This window comes from Streptomyces chromofuscus (assembly GCF_015160875.1).
Lineage (GTDB): Bacteria > Actinomycetota > Actinomycetes > Streptomycetales > Streptomycetaceae > Streptomyces > Streptomyces chromofuscus.
In genome coordinates, this window is record NZ_CP063374.1 from 6,157,372 (window position 1) to 6,179,925 (window position 22,554).

21 protein-coding genes are annotated in these 22,554 nt (G+C 71.2%); 15 read left to right on the plus strand and 6 right to left on the minus strand.

Annotated features, from left to right (window positions below; genetic code table 11):
* Both IPT68_RS27745 and IPT68_RS27750 read right to left on the minus strand, forming a co-directional pair.
* The gene (locus IPT68_RS27745) at positions 1-1,320 is read right to left on the minus strand and encodes a D-arabinono-1,4-lactone oxidase (protein ID WP_189698581.1); all 1,320 of its coding nucleotides are present in this window, start codon (positions 1,318-1,320) and stop codon (positions 1-3) included.
* A complete protein-coding gene (locus tag IPT68_RS27750; RefSeq protein ID WP_189698748.1) occupies positions 1,280-2,518 on the minus strand; it encodes an MFS transporter in 1,239 nt (412 codons plus the stop codon). The genes IPT68_RS27745 and IPT68_RS27750 overlap by 41 nt, the downstream gene beginning before the upstream one ends.
* Before the next feature lie 205 nt (positions 2,519-2,723).
* On the opposite strand from IPT68_RS27750, the gene IPT68_RS27755 reads away from it, so the two are divergent.
* Together IPT68_RS27755 and IPT68_RS27760 are read left to right on the plus strand one after the other, a co-directional pair.
* On the plus strand, positions 2,724-3,851 hold the full coding sequence (locus IPT68_RS27755) for a ferrochelatase (protein ID WP_189698582.1): 1,128 nt from the start codon (positions 2,724-2,726) through the stop codon (positions 3,849-3,851).
* An 8-nt stretch (positions 3,852-3,859) separates the two neighbouring features.
* Positions 3,860-4,675, plus strand: a complete 816-nt coding sequence (locus IPT68_RS27760) for an inositol monophosphatase family protein (protein ID WP_189698583.1) — start codon at positions 3,860-3,862, stop codon at positions 4,673-4,675.
* 142 nt (positions 4,676-4,817) lie between these two features.
* Here the strand turns inward: IPT68_RS27760 and IPT68_RS27765 are convergent, their stop codons facing one another.
* The gene (locus tag IPT68_RS27765; protein WP_189698584.1) at positions 4,818-4,991 is read right to left on the minus strand and encodes a hypothetical protein; all 174 of its coding nucleotides are present in this window, start codon (positions 4,989-4,991) and stop codon (positions 4,818-4,820) included.
* A gap of 849 nt (positions 4,992-5,840) precedes the next feature.
* On the opposite strand from IPT68_RS27765, the gene IPT68_RS27770 reads away from it, so the two are divergent.
* The 4 genes from IPT68_RS27770 (at position 5,841) to IPT68_RS27785 (ending at position 9,375) form a co-directional block, all read left to right on the plus strand.
* A complete protein-coding gene (locus IPT68_RS27770; RefSeq protein ID WP_007385219.1) occupies positions 5,841-6,494 on the plus strand; it encodes a response regulator transcription factor in 654 nt (217 codons plus the stop codon).
* Positions 6,495-6,500: 6 nt separating this feature from the next.
* The gene (locus IPT68_RS27775; protein ID WP_189698585.1) at positions 6,501-7,733 is read left to right on the plus strand and encodes a sensor histidine kinase; all 1,233 of its coding nucleotides are present in this window, start codon (positions 6,501-6,503) and stop codon (positions 7,731-7,733) included.
* A gap of 393 nt (positions 7,734-8,126) precedes the next feature.
* Positions 8,127-8,423 (plus strand): DUF4193 domain-containing protein, encoded by a 297-nt coding sequence (locus IPT68_RS27780; RefSeq protein ID WP_043504706.1) that lies wholly within the window; start codon positions 8,127-8,129, stop codon positions 8,421-8,423.
* 13 nt (positions 8,424-8,436) lie between these two features.
* A complete protein-coding gene (locus tag IPT68_RS27785) occupies positions 8,437-9,375 on the plus strand; it encodes a hypothetical protein (RefSeq protein ID WP_189698586.1) in 939 nt (312 codons plus the stop codon).
* Positions 9,376-9,407: 32 nt separating this feature from the next.
* On the opposite strand, the gene IPT68_RS27790 is transcribed toward IPT68_RS27785, so the two are convergent.
* Positions 9,408-9,875: a DUF3093 domain-containing protein gene (locus tag IPT68_RS27790; protein WP_189698587.1), complete on the minus strand. Its 468-nt coding sequence runs from the start codon at positions 9,873-9,875 to the stop codon at positions 9,408-9,410.
* A 113-nt stretch (positions 9,876-9,988) separates the two neighbouring features.
* On the opposite strand from IPT68_RS27790, the gene IPT68_RS27795 reads away from it, so the two are divergent.
* The 7 genes from IPT68_RS27795 to IPT68_RS27825 all read left to right on the plus strand — a co-directional run bounded on the left by IPT68_RS27795 (position 9,989) and on the right by IPT68_RS27825 (position 16,828).
* Entirely contained in the window at positions 9,989-10,573 is a 585-nt protein-coding gene (locus IPT68_RS27795) for a PaaI family thioesterase (RefSeq protein WP_189698588.1), read from the plus strand.
* The gene (dut, locus tag IPT68_RS27800; protein WP_189698589.1) at positions 10,570-11,121 is read left to right on the plus strand and encodes a dUTP diphosphatase; all 552 of its coding nucleotides are present in this window, start codon (positions 10,570-10,572) and stop codon (positions 11,119-11,121) included. Before IPT68_RS27795 ends, dut begins: the two co-directional genes overlap by 4 nt.
* Position 11,122: 1 nt before the next feature.
* Complete coding sequence (locus tag IPT68_RS27805) at positions 11,123-11,887, plus strand: DUF3710 domain-containing protein (RefSeq protein WP_189698590.1); 765 nt, start codon at positions 11,123-11,125, stop codon at positions 11,885-11,887.
* Positions 11,888-12,343: 456 nt separating this feature from the next.
* Positions 12,344-14,884: a sensor histidine kinase gene (locus tag IPT68_RS27810; protein ID WP_189698591.1), complete on the plus strand. Its 2,541-nt coding sequence runs from the start codon at positions 12,344-12,346 to the stop codon at positions 14,882-14,884.
* The gene (locus tag IPT68_RS27815) at positions 14,878-15,591 is read left to right on the plus strand and encodes a response regulator (RefSeq protein WP_189698592.1); all 714 of its coding nucleotides are present in this window, start codon (positions 14,878-14,880) and stop codon (positions 15,589-15,591) included. The genes IPT68_RS27810 and IPT68_RS27815 overlap by 7 nt, the downstream gene beginning before the upstream one ends.
* A gap of 115 nt (positions 15,592-15,706) precedes the next feature.
* Positions 15,707-16,105 (plus strand): OB-fold nucleic acid binding domain-containing protein, encoded by a 399-nt coding sequence (locus IPT68_RS27820; protein WP_105968602.1) that lies wholly within the window; start codon positions 15,707-15,709, stop codon positions 16,103-16,105.
* Positions 16,106-16,108: 3 nt separating this feature from the next.
* Positions 16,109-16,828 carry a DUF3159 domain-containing protein gene (locus tag IPT68_RS27825; protein ID WP_189698593.1) on the plus strand — a complete coding sequence of 240 codons (720 nt, stop codon included), beginning with the start codon at positions 16,109-16,111 and terminating at the stop codon, positions 16,826-16,828.
* Positions 16,829-16,974: 146 nt separating this feature from the next.
* Here IPT68_RS27825 and IPT68_RS27830 read toward each other — a convergent pair whose 3' ends face one another.
* On the minus strand, positions 16,975-17,652 hold the full coding sequence (locus IPT68_RS27830; protein WP_189698594.1) for a potassium channel family protein: 678 nt from the start codon (positions 17,650-17,652) through the stop codon (positions 16,975-16,977).
* On the minus strand, positions 17,652-18,323 hold the full coding sequence (locus tag IPT68_RS27835; protein WP_189698595.1) for a potassium channel family protein: 672 nt from the start codon (positions 18,321-18,323) through the stop codon (positions 17,652-17,654). The genes IPT68_RS27830 and IPT68_RS27835 overlap by 1 nt, the downstream gene beginning before the upstream one ends.
* Before the next feature lie 383 nt (positions 18,324-18,706).
* Between IPT68_RS27835 and IPT68_RS27840 the strand changes: the two genes are divergently transcribed.
* Together IPT68_RS27840 and IPT68_RS27845 are read left to right on the plus strand one after the other, a co-directional pair.
* Positions 18,707-20,755, plus strand: a complete 2,049-nt coding sequence (locus tag IPT68_RS27840; RefSeq protein WP_189698596.1) for an APC family permease — start codon at positions 18,707-18,709, stop codon at positions 20,753-20,755.
* Positions 20,756-20,829: 74 nt separating this feature from the next.
* On the plus strand, positions 20,830-22,170 hold the full coding sequence (locus IPT68_RS27845; RefSeq protein ID WP_189698597.1) for a class I SAM-dependent RNA methyltransferase: 1,341 nt from the start codon (positions 20,830-20,832) through the stop codon (positions 22,168-22,170).
* The last annotated feature ends 384 nt before the right edge of the window (positions 22,171-22,554 follow it).

Sequence of the window (22,554 nt, forward strand, 5' to 3'; positions counted from 1 at the left end):
CTACGACCCCAGCACCCTCCGCAAGTAGTTGTTTTGGAAACGCCGTTCCGGATCCAGCCGGTCCCGCAGCGCCGTGAACTCCCCGAAGCGCGGATAGACCCCGGCGAAGTACTCCGCGTCCCGCGTGTGCACCTTGCCCCAGTGCGGTCGTCCGTCGTGCGCGGTGAAGATCCGCTCGGCCGCGGTGAAATACGCCTGATAGGGCGTGCCCTGGAACATGTGGACGGCGATGTACGCGGTGTCCCGGCCCGACGCCGTGGACAGCGTGATGTCGTCGGCAGGGGCGGTGCGCACCTCGACGGGGAAGCTGATCCGCAGCCGGGACCGGTCGACCGTCGCCTTCAGCTCGCGCAGCGTCTGCACGACGGCCTCGCGCGGGACGGCGTACTCCATCTCCACGAAACGCACCCGGCGCGGGGAGGTGAAGACCTTGTACGGGATGTCCGTGTAGGTGCGCGCGGACAGGGCCCTGCTGGAGATCCGGGCGATCGTGGGGATGGTGGCGGGCACCGTGCGGCCGACCCAGTTGGCCACCTGGAAGACGCCGTTGGAGAGGAACTCGTCCGCGAACCAGCCCTGGAGCTGACCCATCGGCCGCTCGGGGCCGGCGCTGCGGTTGTTGCGCTTGGTGTTCGTGTTCCCGGTGTGCGGGAACCAGTAGAACTCGAAGTGCTCGTTCTCGGCCCAGAGCTCGTCGAAGGAATGGGTGACCTGGTCGAAGGTCATCGGCTCCTCGCGCGCGGTGAGCAGGAAGAGCGGCTCGACGGCGAAGGTGATCGCGGTGACGACGCCCAGGGCGCCGAGGCCGATCCGGGCGGCCGCGAAGACGTCCGGGTTCTCGCTCTCGGAGCAGGTGAGTACCGATCCGTCGGCGGTGACCAGCTCCAGGCCCCGGATCTGGGACGCGATGGAGGCGGAGTCACGGCCCGTGCCGTGCGTGCCGGTGCTGGTCGCCCCGGACACCGTCTGCTCCATGATGTCGCCCATGTTGGTCAGCGACAGCCCCTCGCGCGCGAGGGCCACGTTGAGCCTCTTGAGCGGGGTGCCCGCCTCCACCGTGACGGTGCCGGCCTCCCGGTCGATGTGGCGGATGCCCGTCAACAGTTGAGGGCGGATCAACAGGCCGTCGGTCGCCGCTATGGACGTGAAGGAGTGCCCGGCGCCCACGGCCTTCACCGTCAGGCCGTCCTCCGCCGCCCGCCGCACCGCCTCGGTCAGCTCCTCCACGGAGGCGGGCGTGACCTCCCGCGCCGGACGCGCCGCGACGTTGCCGCCCCAGTTACGCCACGTGCCGTTCTTCCCGCTCGCTGTGGTGCTCAACGGTGCCTCCCCGACCCGGCGCCGGTCGCTTGAGCCGGCGGTACCCGAGGAAACCGACCGCGACCGCGGCGGCCCCGGACACCGCCGGAACCCCGTACCCGGCGCGCGCACCGGCGGCGTCGATCACCCAGCCGGCCACGGAGGAGCCGAGGGCGACCCCCACCGCCAGCCCGGTGCTCACCCAGGTCATGCCCTCCGTCAGTTGCGCGCGTGGTACGTGCTCTTCGATCAGGGACATCGTCGTGATCATCGTGGGAGCGATGGACAGGCCCGCGACGAAGAGCGCCACGGCCAGAAACGGCAAGTTCCCGACCAGTAGGAGGGGGATCATACTCACGGCCATCGCACAGACACCCAGCAACCACCGACGTTCGGGCGCCCCCTTGAAGTGCAGCAGCCCGAACACGGCTCCCGCCAGGCAGGAGCCCAGGGCGTACACCGCGAGGACGACACTGGCCGCTCCCTTGTGGCCCTGCTCGTCGGCGAAGGCAACCGTGACCACGTCCACCGCCCCGAAGATCGCGCCGGTGGCCACGAATGTGGTCACCAGGACCTGCAGACCGGGGCAGCGCATGGCGGATCCGCCGCCGTGCCGCTCGCGCGGGTGCGGGTCGGGCTCGGTGGACCGCTGCGCGGTCAGCCAGAAGACGCCGACCGCGAGGAAGCAGGCGGCCAGCAGCGGGCCGGCCTCCGGGAACCAGGCGGTGGACAGGCCGATGGAGATGATCGGCCCGAAGATGAAGCAGACCTCGTCCACCACGGACTCGAAGGAGTACGCGGTGTGCAGCTGCGGGGTGCCCCGGTACAGGGCCGCCCAGCGGGCCCGGATCATCGCGCCGACGCTCGGCACGCACCCGATGCCCGCGCAGGCCACGAACAGCACCCAGTCCGGCCAGTCCCAGTGCGCGGCGACCAGCAGCAGGGCCGCCGCCGTCAGCGCCAGCAGCGTCGCCGGGCGCAGCACCCGCCGCTGGCCGTACTGGTCGACCAGCCGCGACACCTGCGGACCGGCGACGGCCGCCGCCAGCGCGATCGTGGCGGACAGCGCGCCCGCCAGCCCGTACCGCCCGGTGAGCTGGGAGACCATCGTGACCACGCCGATGCCCATCATCGACAGCGGCATCCGGCCGAGGAATCCCGCGGCGGAGAAGCCCTTGGAGCCGGGGGCGGCGAACAGGGCGCGGTAAGGGCTGGGCACTGGGTCTCCGGGCGGCTCGGAAGGGTCGGCGAGGGAGCCGTGCCGCGAGGGTGGGTCCACGGGCGGCTCGGTATGGGTAAGGCGCGAAGATGGCTCATACAGCTTACGAGTTAGGTCACCCTAATGCACCCGGGGACATGGCCGCGCAACCCGTGCGGCACCCACCGTTACGTCGCTGTCAGTGCCGGGTGGCAGGATCGGAGTCATGCCAGACGCGCTCGATGCCACCCCCTACGACGCCCTGCTCCTGCTCTCGTTCGGCGGCCCGGAGGGGCCGGACGACGTGGTCCCGTTCCTGGAGAACGTGACGCGGGGGCGCGGCATCCCGAAGGAACGCCTCAAGGAAGTCGGCCGGCACTACTTCCTGTTCGGCGGAGTCAGTCCGATCAACGACCAGAACCGCGCCCTGTTGGACGCCTTGCGCAAGGACTTCGCGGACCACGGCCTGGACCTGCCGGTCTACTGGGGCAACCGCAACTGGGCGCCGTACCTGACGGACACCCTGCGGGAGATGGTCCGCGACGGCCGCCGCCGCATCCTGGTCCTCGCCACCAGCGCCTACGCCTCGTACTCGGGCTGCCGCCAGTACCGCGAGAACCTGGCCGACTCGCTCGCCGCCCTGGAAGCCGAGGGCCTGGACCTGCCGGAGGTCGGCAAGCTGCGGCACTACTTCAACCACCCGGGCTTCGTCGAGCCCATGGTCGACGGCGTTGTCCAGTCCCTCGCCTCCCTCCCCGAGGACGTCCGGGACGGCGCGCACATCGCGTTCACCACCCACTCGATCCCGGACTCGGCCGCGGACACCTCCGGCCCCGTCGAGGGACACGGGGACGGCGGCGCCTACGTCAGGCAGCACCTGGACGTCGCCCGGCTGATCGCCGACGCCGTCCGCGAGCGCACGGGCGTCGACCACCCCTGGCAGCTCGTCTACCAGTCCCGCTCCGGCGCCCCGCACATCCCGTGGCTGGAGCCCGACATCTGCGACCACCTGGAAGAGCGGCACGCCGCGGGCGTCCCGGCCGTCGTGATGGCGCCGATCGGTTTCGTCTCCGACCACATGGAGGTCCTGTACGACCTCGACACGGAGGCCAAGGCCAAGGCCGAGGAGCTGGGTCTGCCGGTGCGCCGCTCGGCCACCGTGGGTGACGACCCGAGGTTCGCCGCCGCGATCCGCGACCTCGTCCTGGAGCGGGCCGCCGTGGAGCGGGGCCAGGAGGTCACGCCGTGTGCGCTGGGCGCGCTGGGCCCGAGCCACAACCTCTGCCCGGTGGGCTGCTGCCCGGCCCGCGCCCCGCGCCCCGCCGCCGCGGGTGCCGACAGCCCCTACGCATGAGGAGCCCCGTGACCGACGCCACTCACCTCGAACTGCTCGCGCTCGCCCAGGAGGCCGCACGCCGCGCCGGTGAGCTGCTGCGGGACGGCCGCCCGGCCGACCTCGCCGTGGCCGCCACCAAGTCCAGTCCCATCGACGTGGTGACCGAGATGGACATCGCGGCGGAGAAGCTGATCACCGACCTGATCGCCGACCGGCGCCCCGACGACGGCTTCCTCGGCGAGGAGGGCGCCTCCAGCGAGGGCAGCAGCGGCGTCCGCTGGGTGATCGACCCGCTCGACGGCACGGTGAACTACCTCTACGGCCTGCCCACCTGGGCGGTGTCCATAGCCGCCGAGCGGGACGGCGAGACCGTGGTCGGGGTCGTCGCGGCGCCGATGCGCGGCGAGACGTACCACGCGGTGCTCGGCGGCGGGGCCTGGGCCACCGGAGCGTGGGACGGGGAGCGCAGGCTGGCCTGCCGGCCAACCGCGCCCCTGGAGCAGGCGCTGATCTCCACCGGCTTCAACTACGTCACCGAGGTCCGCGCGCACCAGGCCGAGGTGGCCCGGAGGCTGATCCCGCTCGTGCGGGACGTCCGGCGCAGCGGTTCCGCCGCCGTCGACCTGTGCGACGTCGCCGCCGGCCGGCTCGACGGCTACTACGAGCGCGGGCTGAACGCCTGGGACTACGGCGCGGGGGACCTGATCGCCCGGGAGGCGGGTGTCCTGACCGGAGGACGGCCCTCTGGGCGCCCCTCACGCGATCTGACGGTCGCGGGTACCCCCGGCGTCTTCGAGCCCCTCCAGCGGCTCCTGGAGGACTTCGGCGCCTGGCACGACTGATCCGGCCGATCCGGCTGACACGGCCAGAGACCGACCGGACGGGAGGCCGACCGGTAGGTCGGCGGGAAGGGCGGCCGAGAAGTCGGCCGAACACGAGCGGGCCCCCGGCGCTGGATTCGCCGGGGGCCCGTCGTCGTACGGGTCAGAGGCTTGACGCGCCGACTTCCACACCGTGCTCGGCGGCGAGACGGCGCAGGTCGTCGAGCTCGCCCTGTTCCACCTCGACGAGGAAGTCGTCGCCCTCGTTCCGGGCGCGCGTCAGGTCGGACTCGGTCGCCCTTATGCGCTGCAGAAGTCCTGCGGTGAATGCGTCCATGCTGCGCCCCCTCGTCCTGGGTCGTGGGTCGATGGCACGGGGGTGTGCCGTTCGGAAGGGGCGATCACGTCTCCCATGGGTGCCCAGCGCTGCCCTGCTGGGCGGCGACGGTGCCGGACACCCACGCCCACTCTGCGGAAGCGGACCGCGGCGTACCGCATGGTGCTGCGGCACAAGCAGAGCGTGATCGCGGGGTGTAAACCGTCCTCCCCCCAGTCCCTCCCGCAGAAACCTCAACCGGAAGAGAAAATCTCGTATTCCCTGAGCCGGCGCGGGTACAAGCGGTCGCGCCCGCGGATCCGGCGCTCCGCTGTCGGGACCCCGCCATGCGAACCCGGCGTCCGGAACACGGGCGCCCGCGTGCGAACCCGGCGTCCAGTTCGAGCGGGGGCTCCCGTGGAGGCGGCGTCCCGGTCCACACGGTTCGACGGCAGGCCCGGCGTCCCGGTCCACACGGTTCGACCGCAGGCCCGGCGCCCCGGTCCACACGGTTCGACGGCAGGCCCGGCGTCCCGGTCCACACGGTTCGACCGCAGGCCCGGCGCCCCGGTCCACACGGTTCGACCGCAGGCCCGGCGCCCCGGGTCGATGTGGTCTGTCCCGCAGGCCCGGCGCCCCGGGTCGATGTGGTCTGTCCCGCAGGCCCGGCGCCCCGTTCCCCGCGGCTCGCTCCCGGGCCGCCGCGGAGAACACGGAGGCCGGCCCCGGGGGCGCCCCCGCTGCCGCTCCACCGCCTTACTGCCGACTTATGGCCGAAAAGGGCAGGATGGAGGTCACACACTCCCCGAACATCCCTGCTCGCGCGTGCCCCGAAGCGCTGCGCGGGTGGTCACAGGAAGGACAAGCGACGTGCGCGTACTCGTCGTCGAGGACGAGCAGCTGCTCGCCGATGCGGTGGCCACCGGACTGCGCCGGGAGGCCATGGCCGTCGACGTCGTGTACGACGGTGCGGCCGCCCTGGAGCGCATCGGCGTCAACGACTACGACGTGGTCGTCCTCGACCGCGATTTGCCCCTGGTGCACGGCGACGACGTCTGCCGCAAGATCGTCGAGCTGGGCATGCCCACGCGCGTGCTGATGCTCACGGCCTCCGGCGACGTCAGTGACCGGGTCGAGGGCCTGGAGATCGGCGCCGACGACTACCTCCCCAAGCCCTTCGCCTTCAGCGAGCTGACCGCACGCGTGCGTGCCCTCGGCCGCCGGACGAGCGTCCCGCTGCCGCCCGTCCTGGAGCGCGCCGGGATCAAACTGGACCCCAACCGCCGCGAGGTCTTCCGGGACGGCAAGGAGGTGCAGCTCGCGCCGAAGGAGTTCGCCGTCCTGGAGGTCCTGATGCGCAGCGAGGGCGCCGTCGTCTCCGCCGAGCAGCTCCTGGAGAAGGCCTGGGACGAGAACACCGACCCGTTCACCAACGTGGTGCGCGTGACCGTCATGACCCTGCGCCGCAAGCTGGGGGAGCCGCCCGTCATCGTGACTGTGCCCGGCTCCGGCTACCGGATCTGATCGGCGGTGGCCGCGCACCCGGCGCCTCCCCAGGCGCCCCCGAAGCCCACCTGGGACCCCAGGAAGGCGGCTCCCCCGTTCCCGCTGCTGCGCCCGACCATCCGGATACGGCTCACGCTGCTGTACGGCGGCATGTTCCTGATCGCCGGCATCATGCTGCTGTCGATCATCTACCTGCTCGCCGCGGACGCCATGAACGTGGGCAGTGAACTGCCCTTCAAGATCCTCTCCGGCCAGGTGGCGAGCGAGACCTGCAACTTCCCGGGCTCGCCGACCGCCGCCGAGCTCAACCAGGCCATGAACGCCTGCGTCAACGAGCAGCGCCAGCACGCCCTGGACAACTTGCTCAGCCGCTCCCTGCTCGCCCTCCTCGGTCTCGCCGTGATCGCCTTCGCCTTCGGCTACGCCATGGCCGGCCGGGTGCTCTCGCCGCTCGGGCGGATCACCCGCACCGCCCGCGCGGTGGCCGGTTCGGACCTGTCCCGGCGGATCGAGCTGGACGGCCCGGACGACGAGCTGAAGGAGCTGGCCGACACCTTCGACGACATGCTGGAGCGGCTCCAGCGGGCCTTCACCGCCCAGCAGCGCTTCGTCGGCAACGCCTCCCACGAGCTGAGAACGCCGCTGGCGATCAACCGCACGCTCCTCGAAGTGCACCTGTCCGACCCGAAGGCGCCTGTGGAGCTCCAGCAGCTGGGCAAGACGCTGCTGGCCACCAACGAGCGCAGCGAGCAGCTCGTGGAGGGCCTGCTGCTGCTCGCCCGCAGCGACAACCAGATCGTCGAGCGCAAGCCCGTGGATCTCGCCGAGGTGGCCTCGCAGGCCGTCGACCAGGTGCACGCCGAGGCGGACGCCAAGGGCGTACAGATCCGGGGCACGCGCGAGCCCGCAGTGGTCCAGGGCAACGGCGTCCTGCTGGAGCGGATCGCCCTGAACCTGGTGCAGAACGCCGTCCGGTACAACGTGCCCGAGGGCGGCTGGGTGGAGGTCACCACCGAGGTCCAGCACGGCCAGGCCGTCCTGGTCGTCGCGAACACCGGGCCGGTGGTGCCGGCGTACGAAATCGACAACCTCTTCGAGCCCTTCCGGCGACTGCGCACGGAGCGCACCGGCAGCGACAAGGGTGTCGGGCTGGGCCTGTCCATCGTCCGGTCCGTGGCCCGGGCGCACGGCGGACACATCGCGGCGCGGCCGCGGGAGGGAGGCGGACTGGTGATGCGGGTCACCTTCCCGATCTGAGGGCCCCGACGACACACCCGAGGATGTTCGCTTTGCGCTGAATTCTCGGTGCACCCATCCGGACGTCCCATGTGTGATCGATCACAAAGGCGATTTTCTGGCCATCTACTCTGCGTGATCATGTGAGCTGCCCAAAAGCCCGGAAAATCCGGGTTTTCCAGGGCCTGGATCACGGGAAGTAGACGGGGAGGTCCCTTTGAAGTGCGACATGAGGACCGTGTACGGTCCCGATCGCCATCCAAGCCGATCACTCCTGAGGAGTCCGGTTGGGTGTCGATTGAGTAACAGACCTTGATGTGAGGCAAAATCTCCGCCTCGGGTCGGGCACAAGTCCGGCCTCTCACGCGTTACGTGCGCTGGAGACACTGCAGACACCCGGAGGGGGAGAGCGACATGGCAACCGACTACGACACCCCACGCAAGACCGACGACGACGTCGACTCGGACAGCCTTGAAGAGCTGAAGGCCCGGCGGAACGACAAGTCCGCCTCGTCCGTGGACGTCGACGAGTTCGAGGCCGCAGAGGGCCTGGAACTGCCCGGCGCCGACCTCTCGAACGAGGAGCTGGCGGTCCGCGTACTGCCGAAGCAGCAGGACGAGTTCACCTGCATGAGCTGCTTCCTGGTACACCACCGCAGCCAGCTGGCCCGGGAGAAGAACGGTCAGCCGATCTGCCGCGACTGCGACTGAGGCGGGGTCGGCCGTGACTGGCTCGACCCCCTCTCGGAAGCGCCGCTTCCCCTGGGGAGCGGACTCGGGGCCGTCCGACGGCCTCCACGGCGTGCGTGACGACGAGCGAGGCTCCTCCGACACGGGACCGGTCCCTGCGGAGTCGGCCTCGCTCGAACCGGCCGGTGACCGGGCCGACCTCCCGGTACCGGCTCAGGGCCCCGCTCCCGTCGCCACACGGCGAGCGGCGGTGGTGCGCGACAGGGCCAGGGAGCTGGCCATGGAAGGCGTCCGCAAGGGCGGGCGGCACGCCAAGGCCGGCCTCGGGCACCTCGCCGACCGGCTCATCGAACTCGCCCCGCGGATCCCCGTACGAGACCTGGCGACGCTGCGCAAGCAGTTCCCCGGTCTCGGTCCCGAAGAGCTCGCGGACAAGCTGATCGCCGGCGCGGCGACCGCGTCGGCCACGGTCGGAGCGGGCGTGGGAGCGGCGGCGATGCTTCCCGTGCCGCCCGCGATCCCCGCGGAACTGGCCGCGGAGATCACCGGAGTCGCGGCGATAGAGCTGAAGCTGATCGCCGAGCTCCACGAGGTCTACGGCGTGCGGCCGCCCGGAAGCCTGAAGGACCGCAGTGCGGCCTATCTGAAGTCCTGGTCGGAGGAGCGCGGGGTCGACCCCATGAAGCCGGCCTCGATCAACGCCGCGCTCGGCGCGCCGATGAAGCGCGAACTGCGCCAGCAGATCATGAAGCGCATGGTGCGCAACCTGCCGAACCTGATGCCCTTCATGGTGGGCGCAGCGGTCGGCGCGGTCATGAACCGGCGGGACACCAAGAAGCTCGCCGCGCGGATCCGGGCGGACCTGCGGAAGACGCGGGTGCCCTGGGACCGGCTCACGGAACTGCCGCCGCTGGAGCGGCCCACGGACGCGCTGCCGATGGGCAACGGCCCGGACAAGGAACCCGGCCGCTGACGGGTCGAGGGCGGGGAACTCGCCCCGGCCGGCTAGGCGGCGGCCGCCTCCCGCGCCGTCCTGATCGCCTCCGCCAGCCGCTGCGGCTCACGCGTCGACAGGTACAGGTACGGCGTCGGGTCCGCGGGATCGTTGATCTCGACCCGCACGGCCGTGGGGATGTAGGCGCGCAGCAGCATGAAGGCGCGGGTGTCGGCCTTGTGCGTGCGCCAGGCCCGGGCCTGTTCGGGGCTCAGGATCTCCACCTCGCCCAGCGCCGTGACGGGCACCTTCGCCTCACCCGCGATCAGCGAGCCGCCCACCACGCGGATGCGGACCGAGCCGTACGAACTCGCCGCCACCGCCGCGGTGGCCGTGCCGCCGACCAGACCGCCCAGCAGCGGCAGCGTGCCGAACGGCAACAGGATCAGGGCGAGCGACACCCCGGCCAGGAAGCTGATCAGCCACCAGGAGCGGGGCGCGGTGAGGCGTTCTTCGTACGGGGCCGCGGAGAGCTGCATGACGTCAAGCTTGGCACGCTGTCCGCGCGCAGCCAGGATCAGGGGGGCCAGTGCGCGAGCGCTGACGGGCAGGGCGGTCGTCGGAGGCGGACGGGCGGGTAAGGTCTGCGGCTGTGAGTGGTACATCCCCAGGTCTGACGCCTCCCGCCGACGCGAAGCAGCCGGCGCGGCACGCCGACGCTCCCGCGCCCGGGGAACTCCTCGGCGCGCACTACGACCAGTGCTTCGGCTGCGGCGGCGACCAGCCGCACGGGCTGCACCTGGCGGCGCGGGCGGGCGAAGGGGTGTCGATCACCGCCGAGTTCACCGTACGGCCCGAACACCAGGGTGCCCCCGGCCTCGCGCACGGCGGAGTGCTCGCCACCGCCCTGGACGAGACGCTCGGCTCCCTGAACTGGCTGCTGCGCACCATCGCGGTGACCGGCAGGCTGGAGACCGACTTCGTGCGGCCCGTGCCGGTGGGCACCACGCTGCACCTCGCGGCCGAGGTGACCGCGGTGGCCGGACGGAAGATCTACTCGACCGCCACCGGACGCATCGGCGCCCCCGACGGCCCCGTCGCCGTCCGCGCGGACGCCCTCTTCATCGAGGTCAAGGTCGACCACTTCATCGACCACGGCCGTGAGGAGGAGATCCGGGCCGCGATGGAGGACCCCGACCAGATCCGGCGGGCCCGTGCCTTCGAGGTGAACCCGTGAGCCGCGACCCCGTGGACGTGCTGATCCGGCGCGTCGACCCGGACGTACCGCTTCCGGCGTACGCGCACCCCGGTGACGCGGGTGCCGATCTGCGCACCACCGAGGCCTGTGAACTCGCGCCGGGCGAGCGGACCGTGCTGCCGACGGGGGTGTCTGTCGCGCTGCCCGAGGGGTACGCGGCCTTCGTGCACCCACGTTCCGGTCTCGCCGCCCGCTGCGGTGTCGCCCTCGTGAATGCCCCGGGGACGGTTGATGCCGGGTACCGTGGGGAGATCAAGGTGATCGTGGTGAATCTCGACCCGCGCGAGACCGTGCGGTTCGAGCGCTTCGACCGGATTGCCCAACTGGTCGTCCAGCAGGTCGAGAGGGTCCGCTTCCAGGAGGTGGCGGAGCTTCCCGGCTCGGCGCGGGCCGAGGGGGGCTTCGGGTCCACCGGCGGCCATGCCGCGGTGGGCGACGGGGGCGGCACAAGCGGTCATGCCGCCGTCGGCGGCAAGGCGGGTGGGAATCGATACGCTTCGGTCGTATCCGACCGGGAAGGACAGTGACGTGTTCGGACGTCGCAAGAAGAAGGGTGCCGCCGAGGACGCGGCCGGCGAGGCCGAGCAGGTCGTCGACAGCGTCGACACTGAGGCGGACGACGAGGTCGGTCGTGAGCGGGTGCGGCTGGAGCCGGAGCCGCGGCCCGACGGACCGTGGGACAGCTCCGAGGTGCGCGAGCCGGCCGAGGGCCGGGTCGACCTGGGCGGGCTGCTGGTGCCGGGAGTCGACGGCATGGAGCTGCGGGTCGAGGTCGCGGGGGACGCGATCGTCGCGGCGACCGTCGTGCTGCGGGACAGCGCCATCCAGCTGCAGGCCTTCGCTGCTCCCAAGCGCGAGGGCATCTGGGGCGAGGTGCGTGAGGAGATCGCCGCAGGCATCACGCAGCAGGGCGGCATCGTCGACGAGGTCGAGGGACCGCTCGGCTGGGAGCTGCGGGCCCAGGTACCGGTGCAGCTGCCGGACGGCACGGGCGGCTTCCAGGTCGTCCGGTTCGTCGGTGTGGACGGGCCCCGCTGGTTCCTGCGCGGGGTGATCTCCGGCCAGGGCGCGGTGCAGCCGCAGGCGGCCGGGCTGCTGGAGAACATCTTCCGGGACACGGTCGTGGTCCGCGGCGACGGGCCGATGGCGCCCAGGGACCCCATCGTCCTGAAGCTGCCGAACGACGCGCAGATGGTCCCCGAGGGCGTCCAGCAGGACGACCAGGGCAACTCCCGCTTCTCCGGAGGCATGGGGCAGCTCCAGCGCGGACCGGAGATCACCGAGGTCCGCTGAGACAGGGCAGACGGGCAGAGGGCCGTACCCCGGTGGGTACGGCCCTTTCGCATGGCCGCGCGTGAAACGGGGCGCGGCGCGTCGGGGCGGGCTGCGCGGGGGTCCGGCCCGTCGGAGTGCGCCGCGGCAGCCGCCGTACTCGGGGCCGCGGCTCCGGCGGCCGTCGCGGGGGGCACCGCGAGCAACAGCGTCGGCCTGCTCGGCGTCATCGCCCGCGGGGGCCGGATGACGATCACCGTGGACGGCTGCCCGAGGGGCGGCACCACGAGCTCCGAGGCCTTCTCCACGGCCACGCTGTCACCGATCAACGACACCGACCCGAGCGCCCAGGGCGGGCGCGTCAGGGTTCTGTCAAAGACGTGCTCCTGGCACCCTCGCCGTCCCCTTCCCCCGCACCGTTGGCCGTAGGGTCGACGCTGCGTACGCAGCAGTTGGCGGAAGACGGACAATGAGGCCATGGCACGCGGCAAGTTTCGGATCTACCTCGGTGCGGCACCGGGCGTGGGCAAGACGTACGCGATGCTGTCCGAGGGTCACCGGCGGGTCGAGCGCGGCACGGACTGCGTGGTGGCCTTCGTGGAGCACCACGACCGGCCGCGCACCGAGGTGATGCTGAACGGCCTGGAACACGTCCCCCGCAAGCGCCTGGAGTACCGCGGCGGCACCTTCGCCGAGATGGACGTGGACGCCGTCCTGGCCCGCCGCCCGCAGGTCGCCCTGGTGGACGAACTCGCCCACACCAACGTCCCCGGCTCGCGCAACGCCAAGCGGTGGCAGGACGTCGAGGAACTGCTCGCGGCCGGGATCGACGTGGTCTCCACCGTCAACATCCAGCACCTCGAGTCACTGGGTGACGTCGTGGAGTCCATCACGGGGGTCAGGCAGCGGGAGACCGTGCCCGACGAAGTCGTCCGGCGGGCCGATCAGATCGAGCTTGTCGACATGTCGCCCGAGGCGCTGCGCCGCCGCATGGCGCACGGCAACGTCTACCAGCCGGACAAGGTGGACGCGGCCCTGTCGAACTACTTCCGGCCGGGCAACCTCACCGCCCTGCGTGAGCTGGCGCTGCTGTGGGTGGCGGACCGGGTCGACGAGTACCTGAAGCGCTATCGCAGCGAGCACCGGGTGTCGAGGATCTGGGGCTCGCGGGAGCGGATCGTCGTCGGTCTGACGGGGGGTCCGGAGGGGCGCACGCTGATCCGGCGGGCGGCGCGGCTGGCGGAGAAGGGCGCCGGGGGTGAGGTGCTGGCGGTCTACATAGCGCGCAGCGACGGACTCACGGCCGCCTCGCCCAAGGAACTCGCGGTGCAGCGGGCGCTGGTCGAGGATCTCGGCGGAACCTTCCACCACGTGGTCGGCGACGACATACCGGCCGCGCTGCTGGACTTCGCCCGCGGGGTGAACGCCACCCAGATCGTCCTCGGGTCGTCGCGGCGCAAGACGTGGCAGTACGTCTTCGGACCGGGCGTCGGCGCCACGGTCGCCCGGGAGTCGGGCCCCGACCTGGACGTCCACATCGTCACCCACGACGAGGTCGCCAAGGGGCGCGGACTGCCCGTCGCACGCGGGGCGCGGCTGGGGCGGGCCCGGATCGTCTGGGGCTGGGCCGTCGGCCTCGCCGGTCCCGCGATCCTGGCGGTGCTGCTGACCACCGTCGACCTCGGCCTCGCCAACAACGTGCTGCTGTTCCTGGCGCTGACGGTGGCCGCGGCGCTGCTCGGCGGGCTGCTCCCGGCGCTGGCCGCGGCGGCCGTCGGATCGTTCCTGCTGAACTACTACTTCACCCCGCCCCTGTACCGGCTGACGATCTCCGACTCGAGGAACATCGTCGCGCTGGTGATCTTCGTGGCCGTCGCAGTGTCCGTTGCGTCGGTGGTGGACCTCGCGGCCCGGCGCACCCACCAGGCGGCGCGGCTGCGGGCGGAGTCGGAGATCCTCTCCTTCCTCGCGGGCAACGTGCTGCGCGGCGAGACCAGCCTGGAGGCCCTGCTGGAGCGGGTGCGGGAGACCTTCGGCATGGAGTCGGCCGCGCTGCTGGAGCGTGAGAGCGACGTCGACCCGTGGACCTGCGTGGGCCGAGCCGGTGCCGGCGGGCCGGTGGAACGCCCCGAGGACGCGGACGTGGACGTGCCGGTCGGGGACCACATGGCGCTGGCGCTGACCGGCCGGGTCCTCCCGGCTGAGGACCGCCGGGTGCTGGCCGCGTTCGCCGCACAGGCCGTGGTCGTCCTGGACCGCCGCCGGCTCCAGGAGGAAGCCGACCAGGCCCGCACGCTGGCCGAGGGCAACCGCATGAGGACGGCACTGCTGGCCGCGGTCAGCCACGACCTGCGCACTCCGCTGGCCGGTATCAAGGCGGCCGTCTCCAGCCTGCGGTCCGACGACGTGGCGTGGTCCGAGGAGGACCAGGCGGAACTCCTCGCGGGCATCGAGGAGGGCGCCGACCGCCTGGACCACCTGGTCGGCAACCTGCTCGACATGTCCCGCCTGCAGACCGGCACCGTCACGCCGATCATCCGCGAGGCCGACCTGGACGAGGTCGTCCCGGTGGCGCTCGGCGGCGTGCCCGAGGACAGCGTGGTCCTGGACGTGCCGGAGACGCTGCCGATGGTCCGGGTGGACGCCGGGCTGCTGGAACGGGTGGTCGCCAACGTCGTGGAGAACGCCGTCAAGTACAGCCCGGACGGTACGCCGGTGCTGGTCGCCGCCAGCGCCATCGCCGACCGGGTGGAGTTGCGGGTCGTCGACCGGGGGCCGGGCGTGCCGGACGAGGCCAAGGAGCGGATCTTCGAGCCGTTCCAGCGGTACGGCGACGCCCCGCGCGGGGCCGGGGTCGGCCTCGGCCTCGCGGTCGCCCGGGGCTTCGCCGAGGCGATGGGCGGCACGCTCGACGCCGAGGACACCCCCGGTGGCGGGCTCACCATGGTCCTCACCGTCCCGGCGGGGGCGCGCCCCGAGTTCCTCTCCGTACCCTCAGAAAGGCAGGCCTCATGGTGAGTCCCACTGGGGGTGCTCCCCAGGCCCCCAGAGTGCTCGTGGTCGACGACGAGCCGCAGATAGTGCGCGCCCTCGTGATCAACCTCAGGGCGCGCAAGTACGAGGTCGACGCCGCCCACGACGGAGCGACCGCCCTCGAGCTCGCCGCCGCCCGCCACCCGGACGTGGTGGTGCTCGACCTGGGGCTGCCCGACATGGACGGCGTCGAGGTGATCAGGGGACTGCGCGGCTGGACCCGGGTGCCGATCATCGTGCTGTCGGCCCGGCACTCCTCCGACGAGAAGGTGGAGGCGCTCGACGCGGGCGCCGACGACTACGTCACCAAGCCCTTCGGCATGGACGAACTGCTCGCCCGGCTGCGGGCCGCCGTCCGCCGCGCCGAGCCCGTGGGGAGCGGCGAGGAGGAGGTGCTCGTGGAGACCGACGAGTTCACCGTCGACCTCGCCGCGAAGAAGGTCCACCGGGGCGGCCGGGACGTGCGGCTGACGCCCACCGAGTGGCACCTGCTGGAGGTGCTGGTGCGCAACACCGGCCGACTGGTCAGCCAGAAGCAGCTGTTGCAGGAGGTGTGGGGGCCGTCGTACGGGACGGAGACGAACTACCTGCGCGTCTACATGGCCCAACTCCGCCGCAAGCTGGAGGCCGACCCGTCGCATCCGAAGCACTTCATCACGGAGCCGGGGATGGGTTACCGCTTCGAGAGGTGAGGTGAGGTGAGGGTGAGGCGCGGGGCGGGCCGCGCCGAGGGGGCCGGTTCGGGCCGCGGTACGGGGGTAGGTGACGGGGGTACGTTGCTGTCAGTCACCCCGGTAGGCTTCAGACATGAGTGCTGTTCCTCGTTCCGAAAAGCCGGTGGGCCGGTTCCGGCGCATGCTCGACCGGCTTTCCTCTTCGCAGGAGGACCTGGAGTCCGAGGAGCTGCGGGAGGACGCCGAGACCGCGGGCTGCACCCGCATCGGTGACTGTCATGACCGGCAGATCGTCACGGTTACTGGTACCTTGCGCACGGTCACGCTGCGTCCGCGCGCGGGAGTCCCGGCCCTGGAGGCCGAGCTGTTCGACGGCTCCGCCGCACTGGACGTGGTGTGGCTCGGCAGGCGCTCCATCGTCGGAATAGAACCGGGGCGCAAGCTGATCGCATCGGGCCGGATCTCGATGAGCCGGGGCCGCCGGGTGCTGTTCAACCCCAAGTACGAACTGAGACCCCTCGGACGGGAGTAGCCGGTGACGTCGCTCGACAAGCCGACTGAACACACCGAAGACACGGAGCACGAATCCCGGGCAGTGACGGAGGCCGCGCTGTTCGAGGCCTTCGGCGGCGTGCGGGGCATGATCGAGACGGTGCTGCCCGGCCTCCTCTTCGTGACCATCTACACGATCAACAAGGACCTGCACCTGTCGGCGCTCGCCGCTCTGGGCGTGTCGCTGCTGCTCGTGGTGGTCCGCCTGGCGATGAAGGACACGGTCAAGCACGCCTTCAGCGGCGTCTTCGGCGTGGCCTTCGGTGTCGTCTTCGCGATGATGACCGGCAACGCCAAGGACTTCTACCTGCCGGGCATGCTCTACACGCTGGGCCTGGCGCTGGCGTACATCATCACCACGCTGGCCGGTGTGCCCCTGATCGGCCTGATGCTCGGCCCGGTCTTCAAGGAGAACCTCTCCTGGCGCACCCGCAACCCGGGCCGCAAGAAGGCGTACGCCAAGGCCAGCTGGGCGTGGGGGCTGATCCTGCTCGCCAAGTGCGCGATCCTCTTCCCGTTGTACTGGTGGGCCGACACCACGCAGCTCGGCTGGGTGCTGGTCGCGCTGAAGATCCCGCCCTTCCTGCTGGCGGTGTGGCTGACGTGGGTCTTCCTCGCCAAGGCACCGCCGCCCATCGACGTCTTCGCCGAGATGGAGGCGGAGGAGAAGCGCCTCGAGGCCGAGGCACGCGCGGGCGAGTAGCAGCCGGGCCGGTACGGCGTCGAGCCACGGGCGGCCGAGAAGGGTCCCGCCGGTGCGAGCGGCCAGGAGTGAGGCTGATACGACGACGAGGGCGCCCCACGATCACGTGGGGCGCCCTCGTCTCGTACCGTCCGGACGGGCCGCGGCTAGTCCGCCGGGTGCTCCCTGCGCACCGACAGCAGGTCCTCCAGCTGCTCCTCCCGGGCCTGCGCGGCCACGAAGAGCAGTTCGTCGCCCGCCTCCAGGGAGTCCTCCTGGGTCGGGGTGAGCACGCGGGTGCCGCGGATGATGGTGACCAGGGAGGTGTCCTCGGGCCACTCCACGTCACCGACCTGGGTGCCGGCCAGGGCCGACTCCTCCGGCAGGGTCAGCTCGACGAGGTTGGCGTCGCCGTGGCTGAAGCGCAGCAGGCGGACCAGGTCGCCGACGCTCACCGCCTCCTCGACCAGGGCCGACATCAGGCGCGGGGTGGAGACGGCGACGTCGACGCCCCAGGACTCGTTGAACAGCCACTCGTTCTGCGGGTTGTTGACCCGGGCGACGACGCGCGGGACGCCGTACTCCGTCTTGGCCAGCAGGGAAATGACCAGGTTGACCTTGTCGTCGCCCGTCGCGGCGATCACGACGTTGCAGCGCTGGAGCGCCGCCTCGTCCAGGGACGTGATCTCGCAGGCGTCGGCGAGCAGCCACTCGGCCTGCGGGACGCGCTCGACCGAGATGGCGGTCGGCGCCTTGTCGATGAGCAGGACCTCGTGGCCGTTCTCCAGCAGCTCACCGGCGATGGACCGGCCGACCGCGCCGGCTCCGGCAATGGCGACGCGCATCAGTGACCGCCCTCCCTCTCGGGTCCCTCGGCGAACGACGCCTCGACCTTCTCGACATCGTCGCTGCGCATCATGACGTGCACCAGGTCGCCCTCCTGCAGCACCGTCTGCGACGTGGGCAGGATCGCCTCGCCGAGCCGGGTGAGGAACGCCACGCGGACGCCCGTCTCCTCCTGGAGCTTGCTGATCTTGTGCCCGACCCAGGCGCTGGAGGCGTGCACCTCGGCGAGCTGGACGCCGCCGGTGGGGTCGCGCCACAGCGGCTCGGAGCCGGACGGCAGCAGCCGGCGCAGCATCTGGTCGGCGGTCCAGCGGACCGTGGCGACCGTCGGAATGCCGAGGCGCTGGTAGACCTCGGCGCGGCGGGGGTCGTAGATGCGGGCCGCGACGTTCTCCACGCCGAACATCTCGCGGGCCACGCGGGCCGCGATGATGTTGGAGTTGTCGCCGCTGGAGACCGCGGCGAAGGCGCCGGCCTCCTCGATGCCCGCCTCGCGCAGGGTGTCCTGGTCGAAGCCGACACCGGTGACCCTGCGGCCACCGAACGAGGAGCCCAGTCGTCGGAAGGCGGTGGGGTCCTGGTCGATCACGGCGACCGTGTGCCCCTGTTGCTCCAGGGTCTGGGCGAGAGCGGAGCCCACTCTGCCGCAGCCCATGATGACGATGTGCACGACCGTCCTTCCGAGGTCAGGGTTTGTTGACTTGGCTTGAAACAGGGTCTCAGACCGCCGACCAAGCTACACAGGCACGGTCCGCGGCGGGGACCCCTGTGCACGGTTCACGGTGATCAACGGCGGCTGATGCTCCAGACGCTGAGGACGGTGAGGATGCCGAGGCCGACGAGGGCGGCGGTGGCGCCGATGAGCTCTGCGGTCGCGGGCATGGTGCCTCCGGAGGGGGAAACTGGGGCAATCGGCTAGGGTTTTGTCATATAGGCATGCGGATCATCGCGTACGCCGGATTCACCGGCCGACCTGGCGGGTATTTCACTCGGCGGGCAGATGCCGGGAGGCCGGTGGGCGACCCCCTGTTCGAAGGCTTACGATCCCCTGTTGTGTCCAAACTGACCGACGTGCCCAAACGGATCCTGATCGGGCGTGCACTGCGCAGTGACCGGCTGGGCGAAACGCTCCTGCCCAAACGCGTCGCACTCCCCGTCTTCGCCTCCGACCCGCTCTCCTCCGTGGCGTACGCGCCCGGCGAGGTGCTGCTGGTCCTGTCCATCGCGGGTGTGTCGGCCTACCACTTCAGCCCCTGGATCGCCGCCGCGGTCGTCGTGCTGATGTTCACGGTCGTCGCTTCCTACCGGCAGAACGTGCACGCCTATCCGAGCGGCGGCGGCGACTACGAGGTCGCGACGACCAACCTCGGCCCCAAGGCCGGCCTCACCGTCGCCAGTGCCCTGCTCGTCGACTACGTCCTGACCGTCGCCGTCTCGATCTCGTCCGGCATCGAGAACCTCGGCTCGGCGATCCCGTTCGTCGTCGAGCACAAGGTGTTCTGCGCGACGGCCGTGATCGTGCTGCTGACCCTGATGAACCTGCGCGGGGTCAAGGAGTCGGGCAAGCTGTTCGCGATTCCGACGTACGTCTTCGTCGCGGGCGTCTTCATCATGATCGCCTGGGGTTCCTTCCGCGGTCTCGTGCTGGACGACACCATGCGGGCGCCGACGGCCGACTACCAGATCAAGGCCGAGCACCAGGGCCTCGCGGGCTTCGCGCTGGTCTTCCTGCTGCTGCGGGCCTTCTCCTCCGGCTGTGCCGCGCTCACCGGCGTCGAGGCGATCTCCAACGGCGTCCCGGCCTTCCGCAAGCCCAAGTCGCGGAACGCGGCGACCACGCTGGCGCTGATGGGCCTGCTGGCCGTCACGATGTTCTGCGGCATCATCGGCCTCGCCATGGCCTCCAACGTGCGGATGGCCGAGAACCCGGCCCACGACCTGCTCGACAACGGTGTCCCGGTCGGCTCCGACTACGTCCAGAACCCGGTGATCTCGCAGGTCGCCGAGGCGGTCTTCGGCCGGGGCAGCTTCCTGTTCATCGTGCTGGCCGCGGCCACCGCGCTGGTGCTGTTCCTCGCCGCGAACACGGCGTACAACGGCTTCCCGGTGCTCGGCTCGATCCTCGCCCAGGACCGCTACCTCCCGCGCCAGCTGCACACGCGCGGCGACCGCCTCGCCTTCTCCAACGGCATCGTGCTGCTGGCCGGCGCGGCCGCGCTGCTGGTGTGGGTCTACGAAGCCGACTCCACCCGCCTGATCCAGCTCTACATCGTCGGGGTGTTCGTCTCCTTCACGCTCAGCCAGACCGGCATGGTCCGGCACTGGAACCGCCACCTGGCCACGGAGACCGACCTCGCCAAGCGCCGGCACATGAACCGCTCCCGCGCGATCAACGCCTTCGGTGCCTTCTTCACCGCCTTGGTGCTGGTCGTCGTCCTGGTCACCAAGTTCAGCCACGGCGCCTGGGTCGCGCTGCTCGGCATGGTGATCTTCTACGTGACGATGACCGCGATCCGCCGCCACTACGACCACGTGTCCAAGGAGCTCGCCGCCCCCGAGGGGCCGAGCGACGACAGTGTCCGCCCGTCGCGGGTCCACTCGGTGGTCCTGATCTCCAAGATCCACCGTCCGGCGCTGCGCGCCCTGGCCTACGCCAAGCTGCTGCGCTCGGACACCCTCGAGGCGCTCAGCGTCAATGTCGACCCGGCCGACACCAAGGCGCTGCGCGACGAGTGGGAGCGCCGCGGGATAGACGTACCGCTGAAGGTGCTGGACTCGCCGTACCGGGAGGTCACGCGGCCGGTCATCGAGTACGTCAAGAGCCTGCGCAAGGAGTCGCCGCGCGACGTCGTCTCGGTGATCATCCCCGAGTACGTCGTCGGCCACTGGTACGAGCAGCTGCTGCACAACCAGAGCGCGCTGCGGCTCAAGGGGCGGCTGCTGTTCACGCCGGGTGTGATGGTGACGTCCGTGCCCTACCAGCTGGCGTCGTCGGAGGTCGCGAAGAAGCGGGCCCGCAAGCGGCAGGACTGGAACGCGCCGGGTGCCGTGCGGCGCGGGCCGGCGCAGGAGCGGCCGAAGGAGCCGAGCGGCCGGGACTGAGGCGTGCGGTGAGCACGTAGACTGGTGGGCTGTTGTCCGGCCGTACCCCCTCTCGTATCTGGAGCGCTCCCGCCATGCAGGCAGAACCGAAGAAACCGCAGGTGGGGTCGCTCGTCGGGGAGGAGTACGAGGTCGAGGTCGGCCCCGTCGCCCACGGCGGGCACTGCATCGCGCGCACCGAGTCGGGGCAGGTGCTGTTCGTCCGGCACGCGCTGCCCGGAGAGCGGGTCGTCGCCCGTGTGACCGAGGGCGAGGAAGGCGCTCGGTTCCTGCGTGCCGACGCGGTCGAGGTGCTGTCGGCGTCCAAGGACCGCATCGAGGCGCCCTGCCCCTACGCCGGACCAGGCCGGTGCGGTGGCTGCGACTGGCAGCACGCCAAGCCGGGGGCGCAGCGGCGGCTGAAGGGCGAGGTCGTCGCCGAGCAGTTGCGGCGGCTCGCCGGGCTCACTCCGGAGGAGGCGGGCTGGGACGGCACGGTGATGCCGGCCGAGGGCGACAAGCTGCCCGCGGGGCAGGTGCCGCAGTGGCGGACGCGGGTGCAGTACGCGGTGGACGGCTCCGGGCGTGCGGGGCTGCGGCGGCACCGCTCGCACGAGGTCGAGCCGATCGACCACTGCATGATCGCGGCCGAGGGCGTCAGTGAGCTGGGCATCGAGAAGCGCGAGTGGCCCGGGATGGCGTCGATCGAGGCGATCGCTGCGACGGGGTCGCAGGACCGGCAGGTGATCCTGACGCCGCGGCCCGGGGCGCGGTTGCCGATCGTGGAGCTGGACCGGCCGGTGTCGGTGATGCGGGTCGAGGAGAAGGACGGAGGCGTGCACCGGGTCCACGGGCGCCCCTTCGTCCGCGAGCGCGCGGACGGGCGCACGTACCGGGTGGGGGCCGGAGGCTTCTGGCAGGTCCACCCGAAGGCGGCGGACACCCTGGTGACGGCGGTCATGCAGGGCCTGCTGCCGCGCAAGGGCGACATGGCGCTCGACCTGTACTGCGGCGTCGGCCTGTTCGCGGGCGCGCTCGCCGACCGGGTGGGGGAGCAGGGCGCGGTCCTCGGCATCGAGTCCGGCAAGCGGGCGGTGGAGGACGCGCGGCACAACCTCGCGGAGTTCCCGCGCGTGCGGATCGAGCAGGGCCGGGTCGAGACGGTCCTGCCGCGCACGGGCATCACGGAGGTCGACCTCGTGGTCCTGGACCCGCCGCGGGCGGGGGCGGGCCGCAAGACGGTAGAGCATCTGGCGTCACTGGGGGCCCGGCGGATCGCCTATGTGGCATGCGATCCGGCGGCGTTGGCCCGGGACCTGGGGTACTTCCGGGACGGGGGGTATCGGGTGCGGATGCTGCGGGTGTTCGACCTGTTTCCGATGACGCATCACGTGGAGTGCGTGGCGATTCTGGAGCCTGCTGCAAAGGGGCTCTGACCTGCTGATGCTCTGATTCTCCAGGTTGCGGGCGGGTCGTGCCGACATGATTCCGTAGGTGCACGACGTGAAGCGCGTGGTCTGCTGACGAACGCCGTCTGACCTGGCGTTCTAGATGGCGTACCGGAACGGCGGTGCGGTCGTCCCTTCCATCAGTACGGAGGGAGGCCGACCACATCGACGCTCAGTTGACGCTCGTTCTGATGGCTCGTCATTGAGTGCCGCCAGCCGCAACATGATCAGCTCACGGAGGCCATCGCCGTTTCTTGGTCGTGCCGGATCCCTCGGCATCCGCGAACCGCTTGTTGCGGCGCACGGAGGATCAGAAGGAGGCCCCGATCAGCACCACGCCGATGCGGTGAACGCAGCCCCTGACGGTGGGCG